The 19,820-nt window shown below is 70.7% G+C and carries 19 protein-coding genes; 6 read left to right on the top strand and 13 right to left on the bottom strand.

Annotation, left to right across the window (positions count from 1 at the left end; genetic code table 11):
- Window positions 1-11: 11 nt before the first annotated feature.
- Window positions 12-1,286 carry a two-component system sensor histidine kinase DraK gene (gene draK, locus ACGH52_RS15910; protein WP_076974727.1) on the top strand — a complete coding sequence of 425 codons (1,275 nt, stop codon included), beginning with the start codon at window positions 12-14 and terminating at the stop codon, window positions 1,284-1,286.
- Window positions 1,287-1,314: 28 nt separating this feature from the next.
- Here the strand turns inward: draK and ACGH52_RS15905 are convergent, their stop codons facing one another.
- Window positions 1,315-1,887 (bottom strand): GtrA family protein, encoded by a 573-nt coding sequence (locus ACGH52_RS15905; RefSeq protein WP_059302063.1) that lies wholly within the window; start codon window positions 1,885-1,887, stop codon window positions 1,315-1,317.
- Between the two features lie 165 nt (window positions 1,888-2,052).
- Here ACGH52_RS15905 and ACGH52_RS15900 point away from each other — a divergent pair, with 165 nt between their 5' ends.
- The 4 genes from ACGH52_RS15900 (at window position 2,053) to ACGH52_RS15885 (ending at window position 6,249) form a co-directional block, all read left to right on the top strand.
- Window positions 2,053-3,192, top strand: coding sequence for a 5-(carboxyamino)imidazole ribonucleotide synthase (locus tag ACGH52_RS15900; protein WP_076974726.1), 1,140 nt, complete (start codon window positions 2,053-2,055; stop codon window positions 3,190-3,192).
- On the top strand, window positions 3,189-3,731 hold the full coding sequence (purE, locus tag ACGH52_RS15895; RefSeq protein WP_059302061.1) for a 5-(carboxyamino)imidazole ribonucleotide mutase: 543 nt from the start codon (window positions 3,189-3,191) through the stop codon (window positions 3,729-3,731). The genes ACGH52_RS15900 and purE overlap by 4 nt, the downstream gene beginning before the upstream one ends.
- 34 nt (window positions 3,732-3,765) lie before the next feature.
- Entirely contained in the window at window positions 3,766-4,956 is a 1,191-nt protein-coding gene (locus tag ACGH52_RS15890) for a dipeptidase (RefSeq protein ID WP_210977685.1), read from the top strand.
- Between the two features lie 162 nt (window positions 4,957-5,118).
- Window positions 5,119-6,249 carry a dipeptidase gene (locus ACGH52_RS15885; RefSeq protein ID WP_059302130.1) on the top strand — a complete coding sequence of 377 codons (1,131 nt, stop codon included), beginning with the start codon at window positions 5,119-5,121 and terminating at the stop codon, window positions 6,247-6,249.
- A gap of 31 nt (window positions 6,250-6,280) precedes the next feature.
- Here the strand turns inward: ACGH52_RS15885 and ACGH52_RS15880 are convergent, their stop codons facing one another.
- Both ACGH52_RS15880 and ACGH52_RS15875 read right to left on the bottom strand, forming a co-directional pair.
- Window positions 6,281-6,673, bottom strand: a complete 393-nt coding sequence (locus ACGH52_RS15880; protein WP_059302059.1) for a VOC family protein — start codon at window positions 6,671-6,673, stop codon at window positions 6,281-6,283.
- Window positions 6,674-6,919: 246 nt separating this feature from the next.
- Entirely contained in the window at window positions 6,920-8,263 is a 1,344-nt protein-coding gene (locus ACGH52_RS15875; protein WP_399940007.1) for a UDP-glucose dehydrogenase family protein, read from the bottom strand.
- Between the two features lie 181 nt (window positions 8,264-8,444).
- Here ACGH52_RS15875 and ACGH52_RS15870 point away from each other — a divergent pair, with 181 nt between their 5' ends.
- On the top strand, window positions 8,445-9,602 hold the full coding sequence (locus tag ACGH52_RS15870) for an acyl-CoA dehydrogenase (protein WP_059302056.1): 1,158 nt from the start codon (window positions 8,445-8,447) through the stop codon (window positions 9,600-9,602).
- 79 nt (window positions 9,603-9,681) lie between these two features.
- On the opposite strand, the gene cysS is transcribed toward ACGH52_RS15870, so the two are convergent.
- The 10 genes from cysS to ACGH52_RS15820 all read right to left on the bottom strand — a co-directional run bounded on the left by cysS (window position 9,682) and on the right by ACGH52_RS15820 (window position 19,698).
- On the bottom strand, window positions 9,682-11,082 hold the full coding sequence (cysS, locus tag ACGH52_RS15865) for a cysteine--tRNA ligase (protein ID WP_399940003.1): 1,401 nt from the start codon (window positions 11,080-11,082) through the stop codon (window positions 9,682-9,684).
- Between the two features lie 18 nt (window positions 11,083-11,100).
- The gene (locus tag ACGH52_RS15860) at window positions 11,101-11,712 is read right to left on the bottom strand and encodes a phosphoribosylanthranilate isomerase (RefSeq protein ID WP_121702622.1); all 612 of its coding nucleotides are present in this window, start codon (window positions 11,710-11,712) and stop codon (window positions 11,101-11,103) included.
- An 80-nt stretch (window positions 11,713-11,792) separates the two neighbouring features.
- On the bottom strand, window positions 11,793-12,416 hold the full coding sequence (locus tag ACGH52_RS15855; RefSeq protein ID WP_399939999.1) for a LysE family translocator: 624 nt from the start codon (window positions 12,414-12,416) through the stop codon (window positions 11,793-11,795).
- A gap of 46 nt (window positions 12,417-12,462) precedes the next feature.
- Complete coding sequence (gene trpC, locus ACGH52_RS15850) at window positions 12,463-13,254, bottom strand: indole-3-glycerol phosphate synthase TrpC (protein WP_121702620.1); 792 nt, start codon at window positions 13,252-13,254, stop codon at window positions 12,463-12,465.
- Window positions 13,251-14,285 (bottom strand): anthranilate phosphoribosyltransferase, encoded by a 1,035-nt coding sequence (trpD, locus tag ACGH52_RS15845; protein ID WP_399939995.1) that lies wholly within the window; start codon window positions 14,283-14,285, stop codon window positions 13,251-13,253. Before trpD ends, trpC begins: the two co-directional genes overlap by 4 nt.
- Window positions 14,285-16,375: an FAD-dependent oxidoreductase gene (locus ACGH52_RS15840; protein ID WP_399939992.1), complete on the bottom strand. Its 2,091-nt coding sequence runs from the start codon at window positions 16,373-16,375 to the stop codon at window positions 14,285-14,287. The genes trpD and ACGH52_RS15840 overlap by 1 nt, the downstream gene beginning before the upstream one ends.
- Before the next feature lie 44 nt (window positions 16,376-16,419).
- Window positions 16,420-17,118, bottom strand: coding sequence for a YggS family pyridoxal phosphate-dependent enzyme (locus ACGH52_RS15835; protein ID WP_202977687.1), 699 nt, complete (start codon window positions 17,116-17,118; stop codon window positions 16,420-16,422).
- Between the two features lie 51 nt (window positions 17,119-17,169).
- Window positions 17,170-17,862, bottom strand: a complete 693-nt coding sequence (locus tag ACGH52_RS15830; RefSeq protein WP_210977593.1) for a B3/4 domain-containing protein — start codon at window positions 17,860-17,862, stop codon at window positions 17,170-17,172.
- A 25-nt stretch (window positions 17,863-17,887) separates the two neighbouring features.
- The gene (gene pdxH, locus ACGH52_RS15825) at window positions 17,888-18,520 is read right to left on the bottom strand and encodes a pyridoxamine 5'-phosphate oxidase (protein ID WP_121702616.1); all 633 of its coding nucleotides are present in this window, start codon (window positions 18,518-18,520) and stop codon (window positions 17,888-17,890) included.
- A 47-nt stretch (window positions 18,521-18,567) separates the two neighbouring features.
- Complete coding sequence (locus ACGH52_RS15820; RefSeq protein WP_399939987.1) at window positions 18,568-19,698, bottom strand: hypothetical protein; 1,131 nt, start codon at window positions 19,696-19,698, stop codon at window positions 18,568-18,570.
- Window positions 19,699-19,820: the final 122 nt, after the last annotated feature.

Genomic DNA, 19,820 nt, shown 5'->3' with positions numbered 1-19,820 from the left:
GGTAAGAGGACATGCGCCGCCGACTGATCCAGTCCACGCTCGCCGTGGTGCTCGTCGTGATCGCCGTCTTCGGCGTCTCCCTCGTCATCGTCGAGACCCGGACCATCAGCAGCGCCGCCCAGGAACGGGTCGACCTGGAGGCGGTGCGGCTGGCCAGCATCGTCGACAGCCGGCTCATCGGCACCGGCTCCGTCGACGAGGTCTTCCTGCGGGAGCAGATCCGCGACGCCCGGTACGCCGTGATCCGCATCCCCGGCGAGCCGGTCATCGAGGTCGGCAGCAAGCCGTCCGGCGACGTCCTTGAGGGCAGGGCCACCGGTGAGGAGGGCGAGTCGGTCCTCGTCGAGGAGCCCAGCTCCTCGGTCACCCGGGAGGTCGGGCGGACGCTGCTGATCATCGGCCTGGTGGCGCTGCTCGCGGTGATCGCCGCCGTCCTGCTGGCGATCCGGCAGGCCAACCGCCTCGCCTCGCCGCTCACCGACCTCGCCGAGACCGCCGAACGCCTCGGCTCCGGCGACCCGCGCCCGCGGCACAAGCGGTACGGCGTCCCCGAGCTGGACCGGGTCGCGGACGTGCTGGACTCCTCCGCGGAGCGCATCGCCCGGATGCTCACCGCCGAGCGGCGGCTGGCCGCGGACGCCTCCCACCAGCTGCGTACGCCGCTGACCGCGCTGTCGATGCGGCTGGAGGAGATCACCCTCACCGACGAGCCGGAGACGGTGAAGGAGGAGGCGACGATCGCGCTGTCGCAGGTGGAGCGGCTGACCGACGTCGTGGACCGGCTGCTCACCAACTCCCGCGACCCGCGCAGCGGCTCCGCCGTCACCTTCGAGCTGGACGACGTGATCCAGCAGCAGATCGCCGAGTGGCGCCCGGCCTACCGCGGTGAGGGCCGGGCCATCGTCAGCTCGGGCAAGCGCCACCTGACGGCCGTGGGCACCCCGGGCGCCGTGGCGCAGGTGCTGGCCGCGCTGATCGAGAACTCCCTGATGCACGGCGACGGCACGGTGGCCCTGCGGACCCGGGTGACCGGCAACCAGGCCGTGGTCGAGGTCACCGACGAGGGCCCCGGCGTCCCGGCCGACCTGGGCGCGCGGATCTTCGAGCGGGCGATCAGCGGACGCAACTCCACCGGCATCGGCCTCGCCGTCGCCCGCGACCTGGCCGAGGCGGACGGCGGCCGCCTGGAGCTGCTCCAGGGGCGCCCACCGGTCTTCGGGCTGTTCCTGTCCCGTACGCCGCCCTCGAAGAAGTCCTCGGGGGACGGCGACCCGACCGTGCGCTGAGCGCCCCGGTCGAGGGGAGCGGAGCGGGTCAGCGGTGGCCGGCGGGGGCGCCGTCGGCGCGGGGGACCGCGGTCGGGTGCTCGTGCTCCAGGAAGGTCTCCGCCCGGGTCACCGGCTCACGGGCGGGCAGCGCGCGGAAGACCCAGCTGCGGTACGACCAGAAGCGGAAGAGCGTGCCGAGGCCGATGCCGAGGAACTTGAAGATGTTGCTCTGCAGCGGGCTGTCCCAGCCGAAACCGTACGTCGCGGTGTAGAGCACGCCGTTCTCGATGACCAGCCCGACCGCGCTGAACACCAGGAACAGCGACATCTCGCGGGTCTGGCCGCTCTTGTCGCGGTCGCGGTAGGTGAAGTAGCGGAAGCCCACGTAGTTGAAGACGATCGCGACGACCGTGGCGACGATGCTGGCCCGCACCACCTGGAGGTCGGTGACGTGCCGCACGAAGTTGAAGACGAGGAGGTTGACCAGCACCCCCGCGCCGCCCACGGCGCCGAACTTCACGACCTCACGCACGAACCGGTCGACCCGCCCCCGCATCCCGGCGCGCCGCGCCGCGGGCGTGGAGGGAGCCGTGTGAGCACCCGAGGAACCATGTCCCATGGCCGTGCAGGCCCCCGTCCATCGGTTGGCGTCAATCCGTTCATGCTAACCACCCGGACGCGCGATCTTCCTGCGGACGGTCCCACGGGAGCCGGAACGGGCGTCTGGACCGGCTGGAAACGGCCGGTAAACAGGTGGGCTCCGCGCGGCCGATACGCTAGGGGTGTGACGTTCCCGGTAGTCGGCATGGTCGGCGGTGGCCAGCTCGCTCGTATGACACACGAGGCGGGCATCCCGCTCGGCATCAGGTTCAAGCTTCTCAGTGACACTCCTCAGGACTCTGCGGCGCAGGTCGTGAACGAAGTCGTCGTCGGCGACTATCGCGATCTGGACACGTTGCGCGAGTTCGCGCGCGGCTGTGACGTGATCACCTTCGATCACGAGCACGTGCCGACCGAGCACCTCAAGGCCCTGGAGGCGGACGGCATCCCCGTCCGCCCCGGCCCCGAGGCGCTCGTGCACGCCCAGGACAAGGGCGTGATGCGTGCGAAGCTCGTCGCGATCGGCGTGCCCTGCCCGCGGCACCGGATCGTGCGCGATCCGGCCGACGTGGCCGCCTTCGCGGACGAGGGCGACGGATTTCCCGTTGTCCTCAAGACGGTCCGCGGCGGGTACGACGGCAAGGGCGTGTGGGTCGTGGACTCCGTCGAGGAGGCGGCCGAGCCCTTCCGCGCGGGAGTCCCCGTGCTGGCGGAGGAGAAGGTCGACTTCGTCCGCGAGCTGGCCGCCAACGTGGTCCGCTCCCCGCACGGCCAGGCGGTGGCCTACCCCGTCGTCGAGTCCCAGCAGGTCAACGGCGTCTGCGACACGGTGATCGCCCCGGCGCCCGACCTCGACGAGACGCTGGCCCTGCGCGCCGAGGAGATGGCGCTCGGCATCGCCAAGGAACTCGGCGTCGTCGGGCACCTCGCCGTCGAGCTGTTCCAGACCCGCGACGGCCGCGTCCTCGTCAACGAACTGGCGATGCGCCCGCACAACTCCGGCCACTGGACGATGGACGGCGCGATCACCTCGCAGTTCGCCAACCACGTCCGCGCGGTCCTCGACCTCCCCCTCGGCGACCCGCGCCCGCGCGCCAGGTGGACGGTGATGGCCAACGTCCTGGGCGGCGACTACCCGGACATGTACTCCGCGTACCTGCACTGCATGGCCCGCGACCCGCAGCTCAAGATCCACATGTACGGCAAGGACGTGAAGCCCGGCCGCAAGGTCGGCCACGTCAACACCTACGGCGACGACCTGGACGACGTGCTGGAGCGCGCCCGTCACGCTGCCGGCTACCTGAGAGGGACGATCACCGAATGAGCCAGGCCAGCCCGGTGAGCCCGGTCGTAGGCATCGTCATGGGGTCGGACTCCGACTGGCCCGTCATGGAGGCCGCCGCCAAGGCCCTCGACGAGTTCGAGATCCCCTACGAGGTCGACGTCGTCTCCGCGCACCGCATGCCGCACGAGATGATCGCCTACGGCGAGCAGGCCGCCGGACGCGGACTGAAGGCGATCGTCGCCGGGGCCGGGGGCGCCGCCCACCTGCCCGGCATGCTCGCCTCCGTCACCCCGCTGCCGGTCATCGGCGTCCCGGTGCCGCTGAAGTACCTGGACGGCATGGACAGCCTGCTGTCCATCGTGCAGATGCCGGCCGGTGTCCCCGTCGCCACCGTCTCCGTGGGCGGTGCCCGCAACGCCGGGCTGCTGGCCGCCCGCATCCTCGCCGCCCACGACGAGGAGCTGCTCGGCCGGATGCGCGAGTTCCAGCAGGAACTCAACGACCAGGCCACCGAGAAGGGCAAGCGGCTGCGCAACAAGGTCGGGGGCTCCGCGGCCGGCTTCGGATTCGGCAAGTGACGGACAAGCGACGCAAGGGACGGAAGGCACGCCCATGACGACCTCCACGGCCTCCCTCGACCGGGCCCGCGAGCTGCTGCGCGAGTTCCCGGTCGTCGACGGGCACAACGACCTGCCCTGGGCGCTGCGCGAACAGGTCCGCTACGACCTCGACGCCCGCGACATCGCCGCCGACCAGTCCGCCCACCTGCACACCGACCTGGCCCGGCTGCGCTCCGGCGGCGTCGGCGCGCAGTACTGGTCGGTGTACGTCCGCTCCGACCTGCCGGGCGCGGTGACGGCGACGCTGGAGCAGATCGACTGCGTACGGCGGCTGATCGACCGCCACCCCGGGGAGCTGCGGGCCGCGCTGACCGCCGCCGACATGGAGGCCGCGCGGGCCGAGGGCCGGATCGCGTCCCTGATGGGCGCCGAGGGCGGCCACTCCATCGACAACTCGCTGGCCACCCTGCGCGCCCTGTACGCGCTCGGCGTGCGCTACATGACGCTCACCCACAACGACAACGTGGCGTGGGCGGACTCGGCGACCGACGAGCCCGGCGTCGGCGGCCTGTCGGCCTTCGGCCGCGAGGTCGTGCGGGAGATGAACCGCGAGGGCATGCTGGTCGACCTCTCGCACGTCGCCGCGACGACGATGCGGGACGCGCTGGACACCTCCACCGCGCCGGTGATCTTCTCGCACTCCTCCTCCCGCGCCGTCTGCGACCACCCGCGCAACATCCCGGACGACGTCCTGGAGCGGCTGCCGGCCAACGGCGGCATGGCGATGGTGACGTTCGTGCCGAAGTTCGTGCTCCAGGCGGCCGTGGACTGGACGGCCGAGGCCGACGAGAACATGCGCGCGCACGGCTTCCACCACCTCGACTCCAGCCCCGAGGCGATGAAGGTGCACGCCGCCTTCGAGGAGCGCGTCCCGCGTCCCGTCGCCACCGTCTCCACCGTCGCCGACCACCTCGACCACATGCGCGAGGTCGCGGGCGTCGACCACCTCGGCATCGGCGGCGACTACGACGGCACGCCCTTCACCCCGGACGGCCTCGGCGACGTCTCCGGCTACCCGAACCTGATCGCCGAGCTGCTGGAGCGCGGCTGGTCCCAGGCCGACCTGGCCAAGCTGACCTGGAAGAACGCGGTCCGCGTCCTCGACGCCGCCGAGGAGGTGGCCCGGGGGCTCCAGGCCACGCGGGAGCCGTCCAACGCGTCGCTGGAGGAACTGGACGGCTGAGCCGTCACCTCACCGAGGGCGGGGCAGCCGGTGGGTCCGGCCGCCCCGCCCGGGCATGTCCGGCGGCCGAGCCGCGTACCCCCGAACGCTCCATCCACCAGGAAGCCCTTTCCGCTCCGTGCGACGGTGGCCGTACCTCACGACGACCGTTCGGAGCCCGTCATGGCAGACCTCCAGGACGACCTGCACACCGGTACCGAAGCCGGTGGGCTCGACGACCTGCCCATGCCGCTCGCCGCGGAGGCCTATCCGCCGGAGCCCTACGCCCCCGTGTCCGACCCCGACGACGAGCCGCTGTCCCGGGCGCTCGCCGTGCTGGCCGCCCACCCCGTCGCCGACGGCTGCAACGGTCTGCCCTGGGCGCTCAGGCACCTGCCCTGGTACGACCTGGAGCTGGGCGAGAGCGCCGTCGACACCGACGTGCCGCGGCTGCGCGCGGGGCACGTGGGGGCGCTGCTGTGGTCGCTGCACCTGCCCGAGTCCCTCGACGGGGACCGCGCGGTCGGCGCCACGCTGGAACAGCTCGACCTGGTCAAGACGGTCGTACGGGCCCACCCCGAGGGGCTGCGCCTGGCCTACGACGCGGGGCAGGCCATCGACGCCCGCAACTGCGGCCGGATCGCCGTGCTGCCCGGTCCCGCGGGCGCCGCCGCCCTCGGCGACTGCCTCGGCATCCTGCGTTCCCTGCACGCCCTCGGCCTGCGCGCCCTGACGCTGTCCGGGGTGAGCTGGGCGAGCGAGGCGGGGCTGACCCGGTTCGGCGAGGAGGTCGTCCGGGAGATGAACCGGCTCGGTGTCGTCGCCGACCTCTCCGGCGCCTCCGCGGAGACCGTCCGCCGCACCTTCGCGGTGTCCAAGGCGCCCGCGCTGTGCACCCGCTCCGCCGCCCGCGCCCTGCGCCCGCACCCCGCCAACCTCCCGGACGACCTGCTGGTGGAGCTGGGCGCGGCCGGCGGCCTGTGCATGGTGCCGCTGACCGCCGAGCAGACCGGCCCGACCGTCCGGGACGTCGCCGACCACCTCGACCACGTCCGCACGGTGGCCGGGCCGCAGAGCGTCGGCCTGTCCGGCACCTACGACACCGGCACCGCCCACCCCCTGGAGCTGGGCGACGCCTCCTGCTACCCGCGGCTCATCGCCGAGCTGCTCAGGCGCGGCTGGGACGAGGCGGACGTGGCCCTGCTGACCTGGGGCAACGTCCAGCGCGTCCTGCGCGCCGCGGCCTTCACCGCGAAGGCGGCCCAGCTGCGCCGCGAGCCGTCCACGGCGACCATCGCCGACCTGGACGGGTAGTCAGCGCGAGCGGGGAAGTCCGCGCGAGCCGTCAGGTGTGCTCGATCCGGCACAGGCAGAACGGATGCCCCGCCGGATCGGCGTACACCATGAAGTCCTTCTCCTCCCGGTCCTCCAGGTCCAGCGGACGGGCGCCCAGCGCGAGCACCCTCTCGTGTGCGGCGTCCATCTCCGCCCAGGTCGCCCCGCCGTCGAAGTCGAGGTGGAACTGCTGGGCGTTGCGGTCGGAACGCGGCCACTCGGGCGGGGTGAGGTCCGGCGCCCGCTGGAAGGACAGGCGGGGCCCGCCGGGCACCTGGAGGACCACCCAGTCCGGGTCCGCCTCGTCGGGCGTGCCGCCCCCGACCGCCGCGTAGAAGCGGGCCAGCTCACGGGGCTCGGGACAGTCGACGACGACGGAACGGAAACGTGCCGCGGGTGCCATGCGGGTACCTCCCGGGATCGGCTGATCGGCGCTCAGCGGGCGCGGAGGCAGAACGGGTGCCCGGCCGGGCCGGCGCAAACCCGGAAGGCACGGGTGCGGTCCTCCGCGTCCACGGGGCTCGGGAAAGTCCGGGACCGCTGGGCGAGCTGCGGGGCCTACTGCGACCGCCGCTCGGTGGGGCAGAATGCCCGGGACGCCGGTTCGGCCGACTGAGCCTCGGCCGAACCGGCGTCCTGCGTGCCGTCGTCAGGCGGTGGGGCGGCCCATCGCCCGGTAGGTCCAGCCGGCCTTCCGCCAGAGAGTGGGGTCCAGGGCGTTGCGCCCGTCCAGGATCACCCGGGCCGCGGCGGCCTGCCCGAGCGCCTCCGGGTCCAGCTCACGGAACTCCCGCCACTCGGTGAGGTGCAGCACCACGTCCGCGCCCCGCACCGCCTCCAGCGCCGAGTCGGCGTAGCCGAGGGTCGGGAAGAGCCGCCGGGCGTTCTCCATGCCCTTGGGGTCGTACACCGTCACCTGGGCGCCCTGGAGGTGCACCTGCCCGGCGACGTTCAGCGCGGGGGAGTCGCGCACGTCGTCCGAGTCGGGCTTGAAGGTGGCGCCGAGCACCGCGATCCGCTTGCCGAGGAAGGGGCCGCCGCCCAGCGCCTGCCGGGTCAGCTCCACCATCTGGCCGCGCTGGCGCATGTTGATCGAGTCGATCTCGCGCAGGAAGGTCAGCGCCTGGTCGGCGCCCAGCTCACCGGCGCGGGCCATGAAGGCGCGGATGTCCTTCGGCAGGCAGCCGCCGCCGAAGCCGATCCCGGCCCGCAGGAACTTCTTGCCGATCCGGTCGTCGTACCCGATCGCCTCCGCCAGCTTGGCGACGTCGCCGCCGGCCGCCTCGCAGACCTCCGCCATCGCGTTGATGAAGGAGATCTTGGTGGCGAGGAAGGAGTTCGCGGCGGTCTTCACCAGCTCGGCCGTCGGGAAGTCCGTGACGACGAACGGCGAGCCCTCCGCGATCGGCGTCGCGTACACCTCGCGCAGCAGCCGCTCGGCCCGCTCGCTGCGCACGCCGACCACGAGCCGGTCGGGGTGCAGGGTGTCCTCGACGGCGAAGCCCTCGCGCAGGAACTCCGGGTTCCAGGCCAGCTCGGCCTCGTCGCCCGCCGGAGCGTGCTCGGCCAGGTAGGCGGCCAGCCGGTCGGCGGAGCCCACCGGCACGGTCGACTTGCCGACGACCAGCGCCGGGCCGGTCAGGTGCGGGGCCAGCGAGGCCAGCGCGGAGTCGACGTACGACATGTCGCAGGCGTACTCGCCGTGCTTCTGCGGGGTGTTCACGCACAGGAAGTGCACGTCGCCGAAGGCGGCGACCTCGGCGAAGTCGGTGGTGAAGCGCAGCCGCCCGCTGGCGCCCTCGATACCGGCGACGTGCTTGCGCAGCAGCTCCTCGAGACCCGGCTCGTACATCGGGACCTCGCCCCGCTGGAGCATCTCGATCTTCTCGGGCACCACGTCCAGGCCCAGCACCTCGAAACCCAGCTCGGCCATCGCCGCCGCATGGGTCGCGCCGAGATAGCCGGTGCCGATCACGGTGATCTTGAGGGCCATGGGTGCTCCAGAGGTGTACGGCTGAGGTGCGCGCCCGAGCATATCCGGGACACGGCGAAAGCCCTGCGGGCGGCTGTCGTCAAGCTCACCTATCCACCGGCACGGCCGGGGCTCTAAAATTTGGGTTACTTAACGGTAGTTAGCGTGCCCAGCATCACAGCGTTTTGGAGCGTGAGACACCTTGGCCGGATCGGCTGACTTCGACCTGTACCGCCCGTCCGAGGAGCACGACATGCTCCGGGACGCCGTCCGCTCGCTGGCCGAGGCGAAGATCGCGCCGTACGCCGCCGCGGTGGACGAGGAGGCCCGCTTCCCGCAGGAGGCCCTGGACGCCCTCACCGCGAACGACCTGCACGCGGTGCACGTCCCCGAGGAGTACGGCGGCGCGGGCGCCGACGCGCTCGCCACGGTCATCGTGATCGAGGAGGTGGCCCGCGCCTGCGCCTCCTCCTCCCTCATCCCGGCCGTGAACAAGCTCGGCTCGCTCCCGGTGATCCTCTCCGGCTCCGAGGAGCTGAAGAAGAAGTACATGACCCCGCTCGCCAAGGGCGACGGCATGTTCTCCTACTGCCTCTCCGAGCCCGACGCGGGCTCGGACGCGGCCGGCATGAAGACCAAGGCCGTCCGCGACGGCGACTTCTGGGTGCTCAACGGCGTCAAGCGCTGGATCACCAACGCGGGCGTCAGCGAGTACTACACGGTGATGGCCGTCACCGACCCGAGCAAGCGCTCCAAGGGCATCTCCGCCTTCGTCGTGGAGAAGTCCGACGAGGGCGTGTCCTTCGGCGCCCCGGAGAAGAAACTCGGCATCAAGGGCTCCCCGACCCGCGAGGTCTACCTCGACAACGTCCGCATCCCCGCCGACCGCATGATCGGCGCGGAGGGCACCGGCTTCGCGACGGCCATGAAGACGCTGGACCACACCCGCATCACCATCGCCGCCCAGGCCCTCGGCATCGCCCAGGGCGCCCTCGACTACGCCAAGGGCTACGTCCAGGAGCGCAAGCAGTTCGGCAAGCCGATCGCCGACTTCCAGGGCATCCAGTTCATGCTCGCCGACATGGCCATGAAGATCGAGGCCGCCCGCCAGCTGACGTACGCCGCGGCCGCCAAGTCCCAGCGCGGCGACAGCGACCTCACCTTCCAGGGCGCCGCCGCCAAGTGCTTCGCCTCCGACGTGGCCATGGAGGTCACCACCGACGCGGTCCAGCTGCTCGGCGGCTACGGCTACACCCGTGACTACCCGGTGGAGCGCATGATGCGCGACGCCAAGATCACCCAGATCTACGAGGGCACCAACCAGGTCCAGCGCATCGTGATGGCGAGGAACCTTCCCTAGCAGGATCTTCGCCCCGCCGACCGCACGGACATCACAGCCCCCGGCGAGCCGGGGGCTGTGGCCGTTCTGCCCGGTCGGGTCAGCGGGTGCCGAGGCTCCAGCGGGGTCCCTGCGGGCTGTCCTCGATGACGAGTCCGGACTGTCCGAGCTGGTTACGGATGGCGTCGGCGGTGGCCCAGTCCTTGCGTGCCCGCGCGCTCTCGCGCTGGTCGAGGACGAGGCGTACGAGGCTGTCGACGACGTCCCGCAGGTCCTCGCCCTGTTCCTGCTCGCCCGCCCACTGCGGGTCCAGGGGGTCCAGGCCGAGGACGCCGAGCATGGCCCGTACCTCGGCGAGCCGGGCGACGGCCGCGTCCTTGTCGTCGGCGGCCAGCGCGCTGTTGCCCTGCCGGACGGTGGTGTGCACGATCGCGAGCGCCTGCGGGACGCCCAGGTCGTCGTCCATCGCCTCGCCGAAGGCGGGCGGCACCTCGCCGGCGGGCTCGACGGCATGGCCGGCCAGCTCGGTGACGCGCTGCACGAAGCCCTCGATCCGCGCGTACGCCGACTCGGCCTCGCGCAGGGACTCCTCGCTGTACTCGATGGTGGAGCGGTAGTGCGGGGTGCCCAGGTAGTAGCGCAGCACGACCGGCCGCCACTTCTTGACCATCTCGCTCACGAGCACGCTGTTGCCGAGCGACTTCGACATCTTCTCGCCGCTCATGGTGACCCAGGCGTTGTGCACCCAGTACCGGGCGAAGGCGTCGCCGAAGCCGCGGGCCTGGGCGATCTCGTTCTCGTGGTGCGGGAAGATCAGGTCGATCCCGCCCCCGTGGATGTCGAACTCCTCGCCCAGGTACTTGTGCGCCATCGCCGAGCACTCCAGGTGCCAGCCCGGCCGCCCCCGCCCCCACGGCGTCTGCCAGCTCGGCTCCCCGGGCTTGGCCGCCTTCCACATGGCGAAGTCCCGCGGGTCCCGCTTGCCGGTCTCGCCGTCCTCGGAGGGCTGGCGCAGGTCGTCGAGGTCCTGGTTGGACAGCGACAGGTAGCCCGGCAGGGACCGCACGTCGAAGTAGACGTTGCCGTCGGCCTCGTAGGCGTGCCCGCGCTCGATGAGGCCGCGCATCATCTCGACCATCTCGGTGATGTGGCCGGTCGCACGCGGCTCGTAGGTGGGCGGCAGGCAGCCCAGGGCGGCGTAGGCGTCGTTGAACGCCCGCTCGTTCTCGTACCCGATGGACCACCAGGGACGCCCCTGCTCGGCCGACTTCCTGATGATCTTGTCGTCGATGTCGGTGACGTTGCGGATGAACGTGACCTCGTAGCCGCGGTAGGCGAACCAGCGGCGCATGATGTCGAAGTTCAGCCCCGACCGGATGTGCCCGATGTGCGGGGCGGCCTGCACGGTGGCACCGCACAGGTAGATCGAGACGCAGCCCGGCATGAGGGGGGCGAAGTCACGGATCTGCCGGGCGCTGGTGTCGTACAGGCGAATGGGCAAGACGGCTCCTTGACGTATTCAGGACGCGGCGCGTACGGCCTTGACGAAGGCTCTGATCAACACCGGGTCCTTGACCCCTCTGACGCTTTCGATGCCGCTGGACACGTCGACGCCCCAGGGCCGGGTGGTTTCGACGGCGTGGGACACGTTGTCCGGGGTGAGGCCGCCGGCCAGGAGCCACTGCCCGCCGGGCGGACGGAAAGACCTGCGGGTCCAGTCCCAGGGGACGCCGGCGCCGGGCGTGGGCGCGTCGAGGAGCAGGATGTCCTCGCCCATCTGCCCGTTCCTCGGCACGGGTTCGCGGTACGACGTGGCCCGGATCAGCGTCCACTCGCCGTTTCCCAGTGCGGCGAAGTGCCCTCGCTCCTCGTGTCCGTGGAGCTGTATCGCCCGGATTCCGGTGATGTTGGCCAGCGAGCGGATGTAATCCACCGGCTGGTCGCGGAAGACCCCGACGGTCATCACGTGGGGCGGGATGCGTTCCATCAGGCGGATGACCGTGCTGGCGTCCACCCGGCGAGGGCTCTCGGCGAACATGAACCCGATGGCGTCGGCTCCCACCTCGACGGCCGTGTCGACGTCCTCCTGTGTCTTGAGCCCGCAGAGCTTGATGAACAAGTGGTTCGGCATGGCTGCTGTCTCCCCCTCGGTCGGCCGGATGCCCGCTCACCCCCGCCGGCGTCGTGCGCGCCGCGGGCTCGCAGCCGCGGTCAGCGACTGGCGAGCGCCAGTTGAACGCCCAGGCCGACGAAGGCGACGGCGAAGGTCCGGCGCATCCACGCCATCACCTTCGGGCGGGAGATGATGTGATCGCGCACCGCCGCGGCGAGAGCCCCGTAGATCACGAACACGACAAAGGTCATGATCATGAAGACGGCCGAGAGCTGGAGCATCTGAGGCAGCGAATTGCCGCTGTCGGTCGGTACGAACTGGGGCAGGAACGCCAGGAAGAACATGGACAGCTTCGGGTTGAGGAAGTTGATCAGAATGGCGGTCCACGTGACCTGTGCGGCCGACCTGTCCTTGGTCTTGTCCGTCTCCTCGGACTCGATCTTCATCGCCCCCTTCTCACGCAGCGTCTGCCAGGCGAGGAAGAGCAGATAGCAGACACCGGCCCACTTGAAGCTCTCGAAGGCCACCGCACTGGTGTGGAGGATGGCGGCCAGTCCCGCGATCGCCGCGGCCAGGTGGGGGACGATGCCGAGGGTGCAGCCGAAGGCCGCCACGACCGACATGCGTAACCCGCGGGCCAACCCGGTCCCGACGGTGTAGACGGCGCCGGTCCCCGGGGAGACGACGATGATGAACGCGGTGACGAGGAACTCAACACTCATGGCGGGCCACTCCCTGGCGGTCACTCCGGCTGCGTGATGGACGGAACTACTGTGCCAGCAGCGCTCTCGTGGCGGGCTCGACATCAGGAACACCGGCCAGACTTTCGCCGACCAGGAACGCCGTGACACCGACCGCCGCCATGCGCTTGAGATCCATCGGGCTCCGCAGCCCGCTCTCGGCCACGACGACCTTGCCCTCGGGGACCTGGGGGGCGAGGCGCTCCGCCGTCGACAGGCTGGTCACCATCGTCTTGAGGTCCCGGTTGTTGATGCCGATCAGCGTGGACCGCAGCCGGGCGGCACGCTCCAGTTCCGTGCTGTCGTGCACCTCGATCAGGACGTCCATCCCGAACTCCCGCGCGGTGTCCTCGACAGCCGCGGCGGTGTCGTCGTCCACGGTGGACAGCATCAGCAGGATCGCGTCGGCGCCCCAGGCCCGCGCCTCGACGACCTGGTAGGGGTCGAGCATGAAGTCCTTGCGGAGCACGGGCAGCCCGACCGCCGCCAGCACGGCGGTCACGTGGTCCAGGCTGCCGTCGAACGAAGGGGAGTCGGTCAGCACGGACAGGCACGTGGCGCCCCCGGCCTCATAGGCGCGGGCCAGCTCAGCCGGATCGAAGTCCGCCCTGATGAGCCCCTTGGACGGGCTCCTCTTCTTGACTTCCGCGATCAGCGCGTACTCGCCCTGCCGCTGCCGGCGTTCGATGGCCGCGAGGAACCCCCGCGGAGGAGCCGCGGCGGCGGCCCGGTCGCGCAGCAGCGACTCCGGCCGGACCTTCCGCGCCGCGGCGATCTCCTCGCGCTTGTAGGCGGTGATACGGGTCAGCAGATCACTCATGAGACGTCCTCGGTGACGTGGGCGTGGGAGGCTTCGATCAGGGCGGACAGACAGGCCCGGGCCCGCCCCGAGTCGACGGACTCGGCGGCGACGGCGGCGGCCTGTGCGAAGTCGGTGACATGGGAGGCGGCGACCAGGGCGACGGCGGCGTTCGCCACCGCGACGTCCCGGTACGGCCCCCGCGCGCCCTCGAGGACGGCCTTCAGGGCCTCGGCGTTCTCGCTCGGAGTCCCCCCGCGCAGGTCCGCCGGGCGGGCGGGGCGCAGACCCAGGTCGGTGGGCCCGATCTCGAAGGTCTTCACCGCGCCGTCGGCCAGCTCGGCGACGTAGGTGACACCGGTGGTGGTGACCTCGTCGAGGCCGTCCGATCCGTGCACCACCAGTGCGCGGGTGGAGCCCAGCTCGCCCAGGACCTGGGCCAGGGGCTCGACCCAGTGCCGGGAGTAGACGCCGACCAGGTGGTGGCGCACCCCGGCCGGGTTGAGCAGCGGGCCGAGGATGTTGAAGACCGTCCGCGTGGCGAGTTCGACGCGGGTCGGAGCGACATGCCTGAGCGCGGGGTGGTGGTTGGGGGCGTGCATGAATCCGATGCCCGCGGCGGCCAGGCAGTGCTCGACGTCGGCCGGCGAAAGCTCGGTGCGTACACCCAGCGCGCCGAGCACGTCGGTCGCACCCGAGCGCGAGGACAGCGCACGGTTGCCGTGCTTGGCGACGGGAACGCCCGCGCCGGCGACGATCAGCGCGGCGCACGTGGAGATGTTGTAGGACCCCGAGGCGTCGCCCCCGGTGCCGACGATGTCGACCGCGCCCGCGGGCGCCCGCACCGGACGCATCCTGCGGCGCAGACTCGTCGCGGCGCCCGTGATCTCCTCGACGGTCTCGCCCCGTACCCGCAGGGCCATGAGGAGGGCCCCTATCTGGGAGGGGGTCGCCTCACCGGTCGTCATGACCGTGAAGGCGTCGGCGGCCTCCTGCCGCGTCAGCGGACGGCCGTCGGCCGTCTTGGCGAGGAGCTCCTTGAACGGTCTCATCACACGCCGCCGTTCGTGAGCAGGAGCAGGTCCCCGGCTGGGGTGACGTTCTCACGCCGGTAGGGGGCCTGGTCCGTCAGTGCGGTGTCGAGGGTGCGGGCGAACAGGTGCCCGCTGTGCACGGCACCGGCGATGATCCCGGGGCCGAGGGCGTCGCCCACGCGCGCCACCCGGCGGATGCCCGCCTCCGCGAGGACGTCCGTACCGAGTTCCATGAGGTCCCGGTACAGCTCGTCGCGGGGGACCTGGCTCGAGGCGAGCACCACCGCATCGGCCGGTACGACGGTCTCCCTTCCGGTGTACGTACAGGCGAGGCGGGCGGTGCCCCGCTCGGCCCGGGCGAGCGTGGTCGACGTGTGGACGGCGGAGCACAGCTCGATGATGCGGCGCTGGACGCGCTTCTGCTCGGCGGTGTACTGGGTGAACGCCGACACCGTCGGCTCCGGGGTCACGAAGGTCACCTCGCAACCCGCGGCGGTGAGCTGCTCCGCGATCACGCCGGCCATGTAGTAGTGGTCGTCGTCGTAGACCACGACCCGTCCCCGGGGGAGCCTGCCGTCCATGATGTCGTCCGGAGTGAACACCTCGGTTTCGTCCAGACCGGCCACGGGCTCGGAGTGGTATCGCCCGACGCCGTCGCCCCGCCAGGTCGCGCCGGTGGCGACGGCGACGAGGGAGCACCCGGCTTCCAGGACCAGGTCCGCCGTGACCCGGCTGGCGGGCAGGAGCTGTACGTTCTTCATCCGTCTGAGCTGTTCGAGGCGCCAGTCCCGCACCCGGCCGTAGGTCCCGAGGCCGGGCAGCCGGGCCTCACGCGTGACCCGCCCGCCGAGTTCGCGGCGCTCCTCGCAGAGGATCACCTCGTAGCCACGCTGGCCCAGGCCACGAGCGGCCTCCAGCCCGGCGGGACCGCCGCCGACGACGAGAACCGTGTCGTCGGTGTCCTTGGGCGGGATGGTCTCCGGATGCCAGCCGCGGCGCCACTCCTCTCCCATGGTGGGGTTCTGGGTGCAGCGCAGGGGAGCGCCGAGGGAGTCGAAGGCCAGACAGACGTTGCAGCCGATGCACTCGCGGATGTCGTCGAAGCGGCCCTGCTCGATCTTCCGGGGAAGGAAGGGGTCGGCGATGGAAGGGCGGGCCGCCCCGATCAGGTCCAGGGTGCCGGACCGGAGCATGGACACCATGGTGTCGGGCGAGGTGAAGCGACCCACGCCCACCACGGGTTTCGTGGTGGCCTGCTTGACGCGCTTGACGTACTTCTCCTGCCAGCCCTCCTGCTCGAACCGGGCCGTCGCGCCGTCGTGGGCCATGTTGGCGATGTTGATGTCCCAGAGGTCGGGAAGTTCACCGAGGAGCCCGACGACCTCGATCCCCTCACCGTCCGCGGTCAGTCCGCGCGGTCCCGCCATCTCGTCGATGCAGAAGCGGACCGCCACCGCGCAGGTGTCGCCGACGGCCTCCTTCGTGTCCTCGATCAGCTCGCGCAGCAACCGGGCGCGGTTCTCCAGACTGCCCCCGTACTCGTCGGTGCGCTTGTTCCTGGTGGGGGACAGGAAGTTGACGGGCAGGGTCATGCTGTGTCCGGCGTAGACGTAGACGATGTCGAAGCCCGCGCGCCTGGCGTTGAGCGCGGCTTCGCGGTGCCAGCGGCGAAAGGCCCTGATGTCGCCCTTGTCCATGGCGCGGGCGCTACCGGGAAACAGACTGCGGGTGGCCTCGACGCTGGGAGCGATCGGCACCGCGCGGGATTCCAGGTTGGCCACGTGTCCGCCGTTGTGGGCCAGTTCGATGCCGGCCAGGGCGCCATGCTCGTGGATCAGTTCACTGGCCCGGGCCACCGTCGGAATGTCCTGGGCGTCCCAGAGCCGCAGCTCACGTTGGTGCTGACCCGAGTAGTGGATGTCGCACTGCTCGGTGCACACCACCCCCCAGCCGCCCTCCGCCTTGATGCCGCGCATGGCGGCCATGGGTGAGGGATAGGCGCGGCCCATGCCGTTGCAGTGGGGCACTTGGTAGAAGCGGTTCTTCGTGGTGACCGGGCCTATCCGGAGCGGCTCGAAAAGTATGTCGAAACGGGACGGGCGGGACAAGGCGGGGTTCCCTTCGTCATGACCGCGATACATGCCGTGCCGTGTCACTGGCCGGGAGCCGGATAGGACCGGTTCCCGAAGATCGCGGACCCCACCCGGACACTGGTCGCGCCGTGCTCGACGGCCAGGGCGTAGTCGCTGCTCATCCCCATGGACAGCTCGGGGATTGCGTTCCGTGCGGCGATCTTGGCGAGCAGGTCGAAGTGCGGCTCGGGAGGCTGTCCCGCCGGGGGGATGCACATGAGGCCGACGACGTGCAGTGCGTAGAGGTTGCGGCAGGCCGCGAGCAAGTCGTCGGCCTGCTCCGGGAGGACGCCGGACTTCTGCCGTTCGGCCCCCGTGTTCACCTGCACGAAAATCTTCGGCCACCGCTCCTGGTTCTCGCACTGGCGGGCGAGCGCCTTGGCGAGGGAGTGCCGGTCCAGGGACTGGATGACGTCGAACAGGGCGACGGCCTCACGTGCCTTGTTGGACTGCAGCGGCCCGATCAGGTGCAGTTCGGTCTCCGGGTGCTCCTCCTTGAGGGCCGGCCACTTGGCCTTCGCCTCCTGCACGTAGTTCTCGCCGAACGCCAGCTGCTCACAGCCGACGGCCGCTCTCACGGTGTCCGCGTCGAAGGTCTTGCAGGCGGCGATCAGCCGTACGTCCCCGGGATCCCGTCCGGCCCTCGCGGCCGCGGCCGCGATCCGCTCGCGTACGCGGGTGAGACCGTCGGCTATGCCGGAGTGGTCAGAGGTGCTCACGCGGTTCCCCTCGTCCGGTGTGCTGCCCCGCCCGGCGGGGCAGCACATGGGTCAGAACTCAAACAAGCGGTGACTCTCCGAGAGGAGAGCCGAGCTGCCCAGGGTGACCCCGAGCGCGGCCAGCCCCGTCTTCAGCTCCGCTTCCATCGCCGTCAGGTCCTCGGCCGCCGAGGCGTGGTGGGCCTCCGCGACGATCAGGGCGGACTCGCTCGACTTGGAGATGGCCGAACGGGCCGACTGCCGGAAGGTCCAGCGACGCGAGTGCGCGTGCCCGGCGGGGTCGCCGAAGACGACCTCCCCCGGGGCGGGGTTCTCGATGTCGCCCTGGAAGGTCTCGTAGCTTTCCGTGCCGGTGGCGGGGCGCACGGTGATCCCGGAGTCGACGTGTGCGACGTCGAACACCGCGATCGGGATGGCATACGCCATCGAGACGTGGTTCAGGTAGTCGACCAGCGGATGGAAGCTGGGGAGGCTCTTGTCCTTGCGGTACCGGCGCAGCAGCGCCTCCGAGGCGCACCGGTACTGGGTGGGCTTGAGCCCCATGCGGGCGAATGCCTCACGCCACGCCGCGATCTCCGGCATCTGGGCCTCGGCCTGCTCGCTCTGGCGTCGGTCGATGCGTTCGGCCAGGCCGGTCAGCCGCACCTCGTCGGTCGTGGCCGAGGTGAGGCCGCCTGCCGTGAGGGTCAGCGCCCGCAGGCTCGGATGCGTGGCCCAGATCTCGTCGGCGTGGGTGAAATACATTCTGGTGAACCTTCCGGAGCAGCCGTTACGGGTACAGGCGCCCGTGCTCCCAGGCGCCTCGGGGAGTCATCCTGGTGAAAACGAGGCGGTCGTGGAGCCGAAACGGTCGATCGGACCAGAACTCCAGGTAGATCGGCCTGATGCGGTACCCCGCCCAGTGCGGAGGGCGGGGGACCTCCCGGCCCTCGAAGCGCGCGGTCTCCGCCTGGACGGCGTCCTCCAGCACCTTGCGGGCGGGCAGCGCGGTGGACTGGCGACTCGCCCAGGCGCCGATACGGCTGTCCCGGGCACGGGAGGTGAAGTACGCGTCGGACTCCTGCGCGGTCACCATCTCCACCGGTCCGCGAAAGCGCACCTGGCGGCGCAGGCTCTTCCAGTGCAGCACGCCGGACGCCTGACCGTTCTCCGCGATCTCGCGGCCCTTGGCCGATTCGGTGTTGGTGAAGAACACGAATCCGCGGGCGTCCCGGTGCTTGAGCAGCACCATGCGCACGTCGGGAAGACCATGGGCGTCCGCGGTGGCGATGGCCATCGCGTTGGGGTCGTTCAGTTCGCTGGATTCCGCTTCGCCGTACCAGCGCTCGAAGAGGTCGAAGGGCTCGTTTTCGGCGGCGGGGCCTTGGGCTGTTTCCGGCAGGCCGTCGTGCGACGACGTCATGGAGATCTCCTGTAGGGCCGAGAATACGGGTGCGAACCGATGCTTCGTCAGCTCTTGACCGGCTGTTTCTCGGCGAGGAGATTGCGCCACTTGTCGAGTTCATCGCCGGCCGCTGTGATCAGGTCCATGGTTCCGTCGCTGTTCACGAGGACCTCGGCGGCCGGCGGTACGTTCAGGAATTCCATGTGCTGGGTGGCGCAGTAGGCTCCGGTGTCGAGCACCACCATGTAACTTGTCGCGTCGACACCGTCGGGAACGTGAATTTCTCCCGGCAGCAGGTAGTCGTTGCGCAAAATGGTGCGGCCCCGGACGGCGGCGCTGATTCCCCGCTCTTCGACGATCTCCCGCATGTCCCGGTCCAGGAAAGCGGTGTTGTGCCCGCGGTTCCGCAGCTGGGCCGAGGGCATGAGCATCCGGCTGCCGTCGGTGACCACGATGGAGGAGACCGGCGTGGTGATGACGGAACGCTCCACCGACATCAGCAGCGCGCCCGTGTCCGCGAGGACGTCGCGAGCGGGCTCGAAGAGGAACTTCACGTCCTCGGGGATGGCCATGCGCTCGGCGGCGTCGGCGAGCCGGCGGAAGTAGCGGGGCCAGTCGAAGTGCTTGTCCGCCTCCGCGTGGGCGTCGTAGTCGAAGCCGTGTCCGCCGGCGAAGTTGATGCCCCGGGCGGTGGGGAAGTGCTTCTGGAAGACCTCGAACATCTCCTCGACGGTGCGGACCATGTCGTCGAGCGAGTTGCCGCTGCCGCAGTAGACCTCGACGCAGTCCAGGTCCCTGCCGTGCTGCTGCAGCAGCGCCGTCAGTTGAGGGAGTTCCCCGTACTTGACGCCGGGCTTGCCCGAGTCGAGCGAGTCCACGCGGACGCTGATGGACGGGGCGCGCGTGGCGAGGGAGTGGGCCACCTCGTCCAGGCTGGCGAGGAAGGTGGGACATCGTGTGCCGTCCCAGAAGCTGATCTCTTCGTCGGAGACGTGCCCGGGGGACACGATGAAGTTGTCGAACCCGTGGGCGCGCAGGATCCGGTACTCGCTCGGCAACTGGACCAGGACGCCGAAGCCGTCCATGTCCTTGATCGGTGAGAGGTGGTGCGGGTTCGAGTTCGGGAAAAACGGAATGTAGAATTCGACGCGTTCCCCGAGGCCCACGTCCACCGCGGCCTTTCGTACGCGATTCAAATTCTTACGTAACTGGGCCTCGCTGTACACGAAGGTCGGCGTACCCACCTGGTCGGCTATGAGCCTGAGGTCGATCCCGCTCAGCCATGACTCGGACAGTGCTGTCAAGACACAACTCCCCT

This window comes from Streptomyces sp. BBFR25 (assembly GCF_044590125.1).
Classification (GTDB): domain Bacteria; phylum Actinomycetota; class Actinomycetes; order Streptomycetales; family Streptomycetaceae; genus Streptomyces; species Streptomyces canus_D.
The sequence above is the reverse complement of the archived record's forward strand: the minus strand, read 5'-3'. Positions and strand labels throughout refer to the sequence as shown.

What these genes read in the sequence shown, in the direction of transcription:
- ACGH52_RS15890 (WP_210977685.1), top strand. Translation starts at nt 3,766, where the DNA reads ATGACGACCTCCACGGCCTCCCTCGACCGGGCCCGCGAGCTGCTGCGC.
- ACGH52_RS15875 (WP_399940007.1), bottom strand. Translation starts at nt 8,263, where the DNA reads ATGGCCCTCAAGATCACCGTGATCGGCACCGGCTATCTCGGCGCGACC.
- draK (WP_076974727.1), top strand. Translation starts at nt 12, where the DNA reads ATGCGCCGCCGACTGATCCAGTCCACGCTCGCCGTGGTGCTCGTCGTG.
- ACGH52_RS15905 (WP_059302063.1), bottom strand. Translation starts at nt 1,887, where the DNA reads ATGGGACATGGTTCCTCGGGTGCTCACACGGCTCCCTCCACGCCCGCG.
- trpD (WP_399939995.1), bottom strand. Translation starts at nt 14,285, where the DNA reads ATGAGACCGTTCAAGGAGCTCCTCGCCAAGACGGCCGACGGCCGTCCG.
- purE (WP_059302061.1), top strand. Translation starts at nt 3,189, where the DNA reads ATGAGCCAGGCCAGCCCGGTGAGCCCGGTCGTAGGCATCGTCATGGGG.
- trpC (WP_121702620.1), bottom strand. Translation starts at nt 13,254, where the DNA reads ATGAGTGATCTGCTGACCCGTATCACCGCCTACAAGCGCGAGGAGATC.
- ACGH52_RS15885 (WP_059302130.1), top strand. Translation starts at nt 5,119, where the DNA reads ATGGCAGACCTCCAGGACGACCTGCACACCGGTACCGAAGCCGGTGGG.
- ACGH52_RS15855 (WP_399939999.1), bottom strand. Translation starts at nt 12,416, where the DNA reads ATGAGTGTTGAGTTCCTCGTCACCGCGTTCATCATCGTCGTCTCCCCG.
- ACGH52_RS15880 (WP_059302059.1), bottom strand. Translation starts at nt 6,673, where the DNA reads ATGGCACCCGCGGCACGTTTCCGTTCCGTCGTCGTCGACTGTCCCGAG.
- pdxH (WP_121702616.1), bottom strand. Translation starts at nt 18,520, where the DNA reads ATGACGTCGTCGCACGACGGCCTGCCGGAAACAGCCCAAGGCCCCGCC.
- ACGH52_RS15830 (WP_210977593.1), bottom strand. Translation starts at nt 17,862, where the DNA reads ATGTATTTCACCCACGCCGACGAGATCTGGGCCACGCATCCGAGCCTG.
- ACGH52_RS15860 (WP_121702622.1), bottom strand. Translation starts at nt 11,712, where the DNA reads ATGCCGAACCACTTGTTCATCAAGCTCTGCGGGCTCAAGACACAGGAG.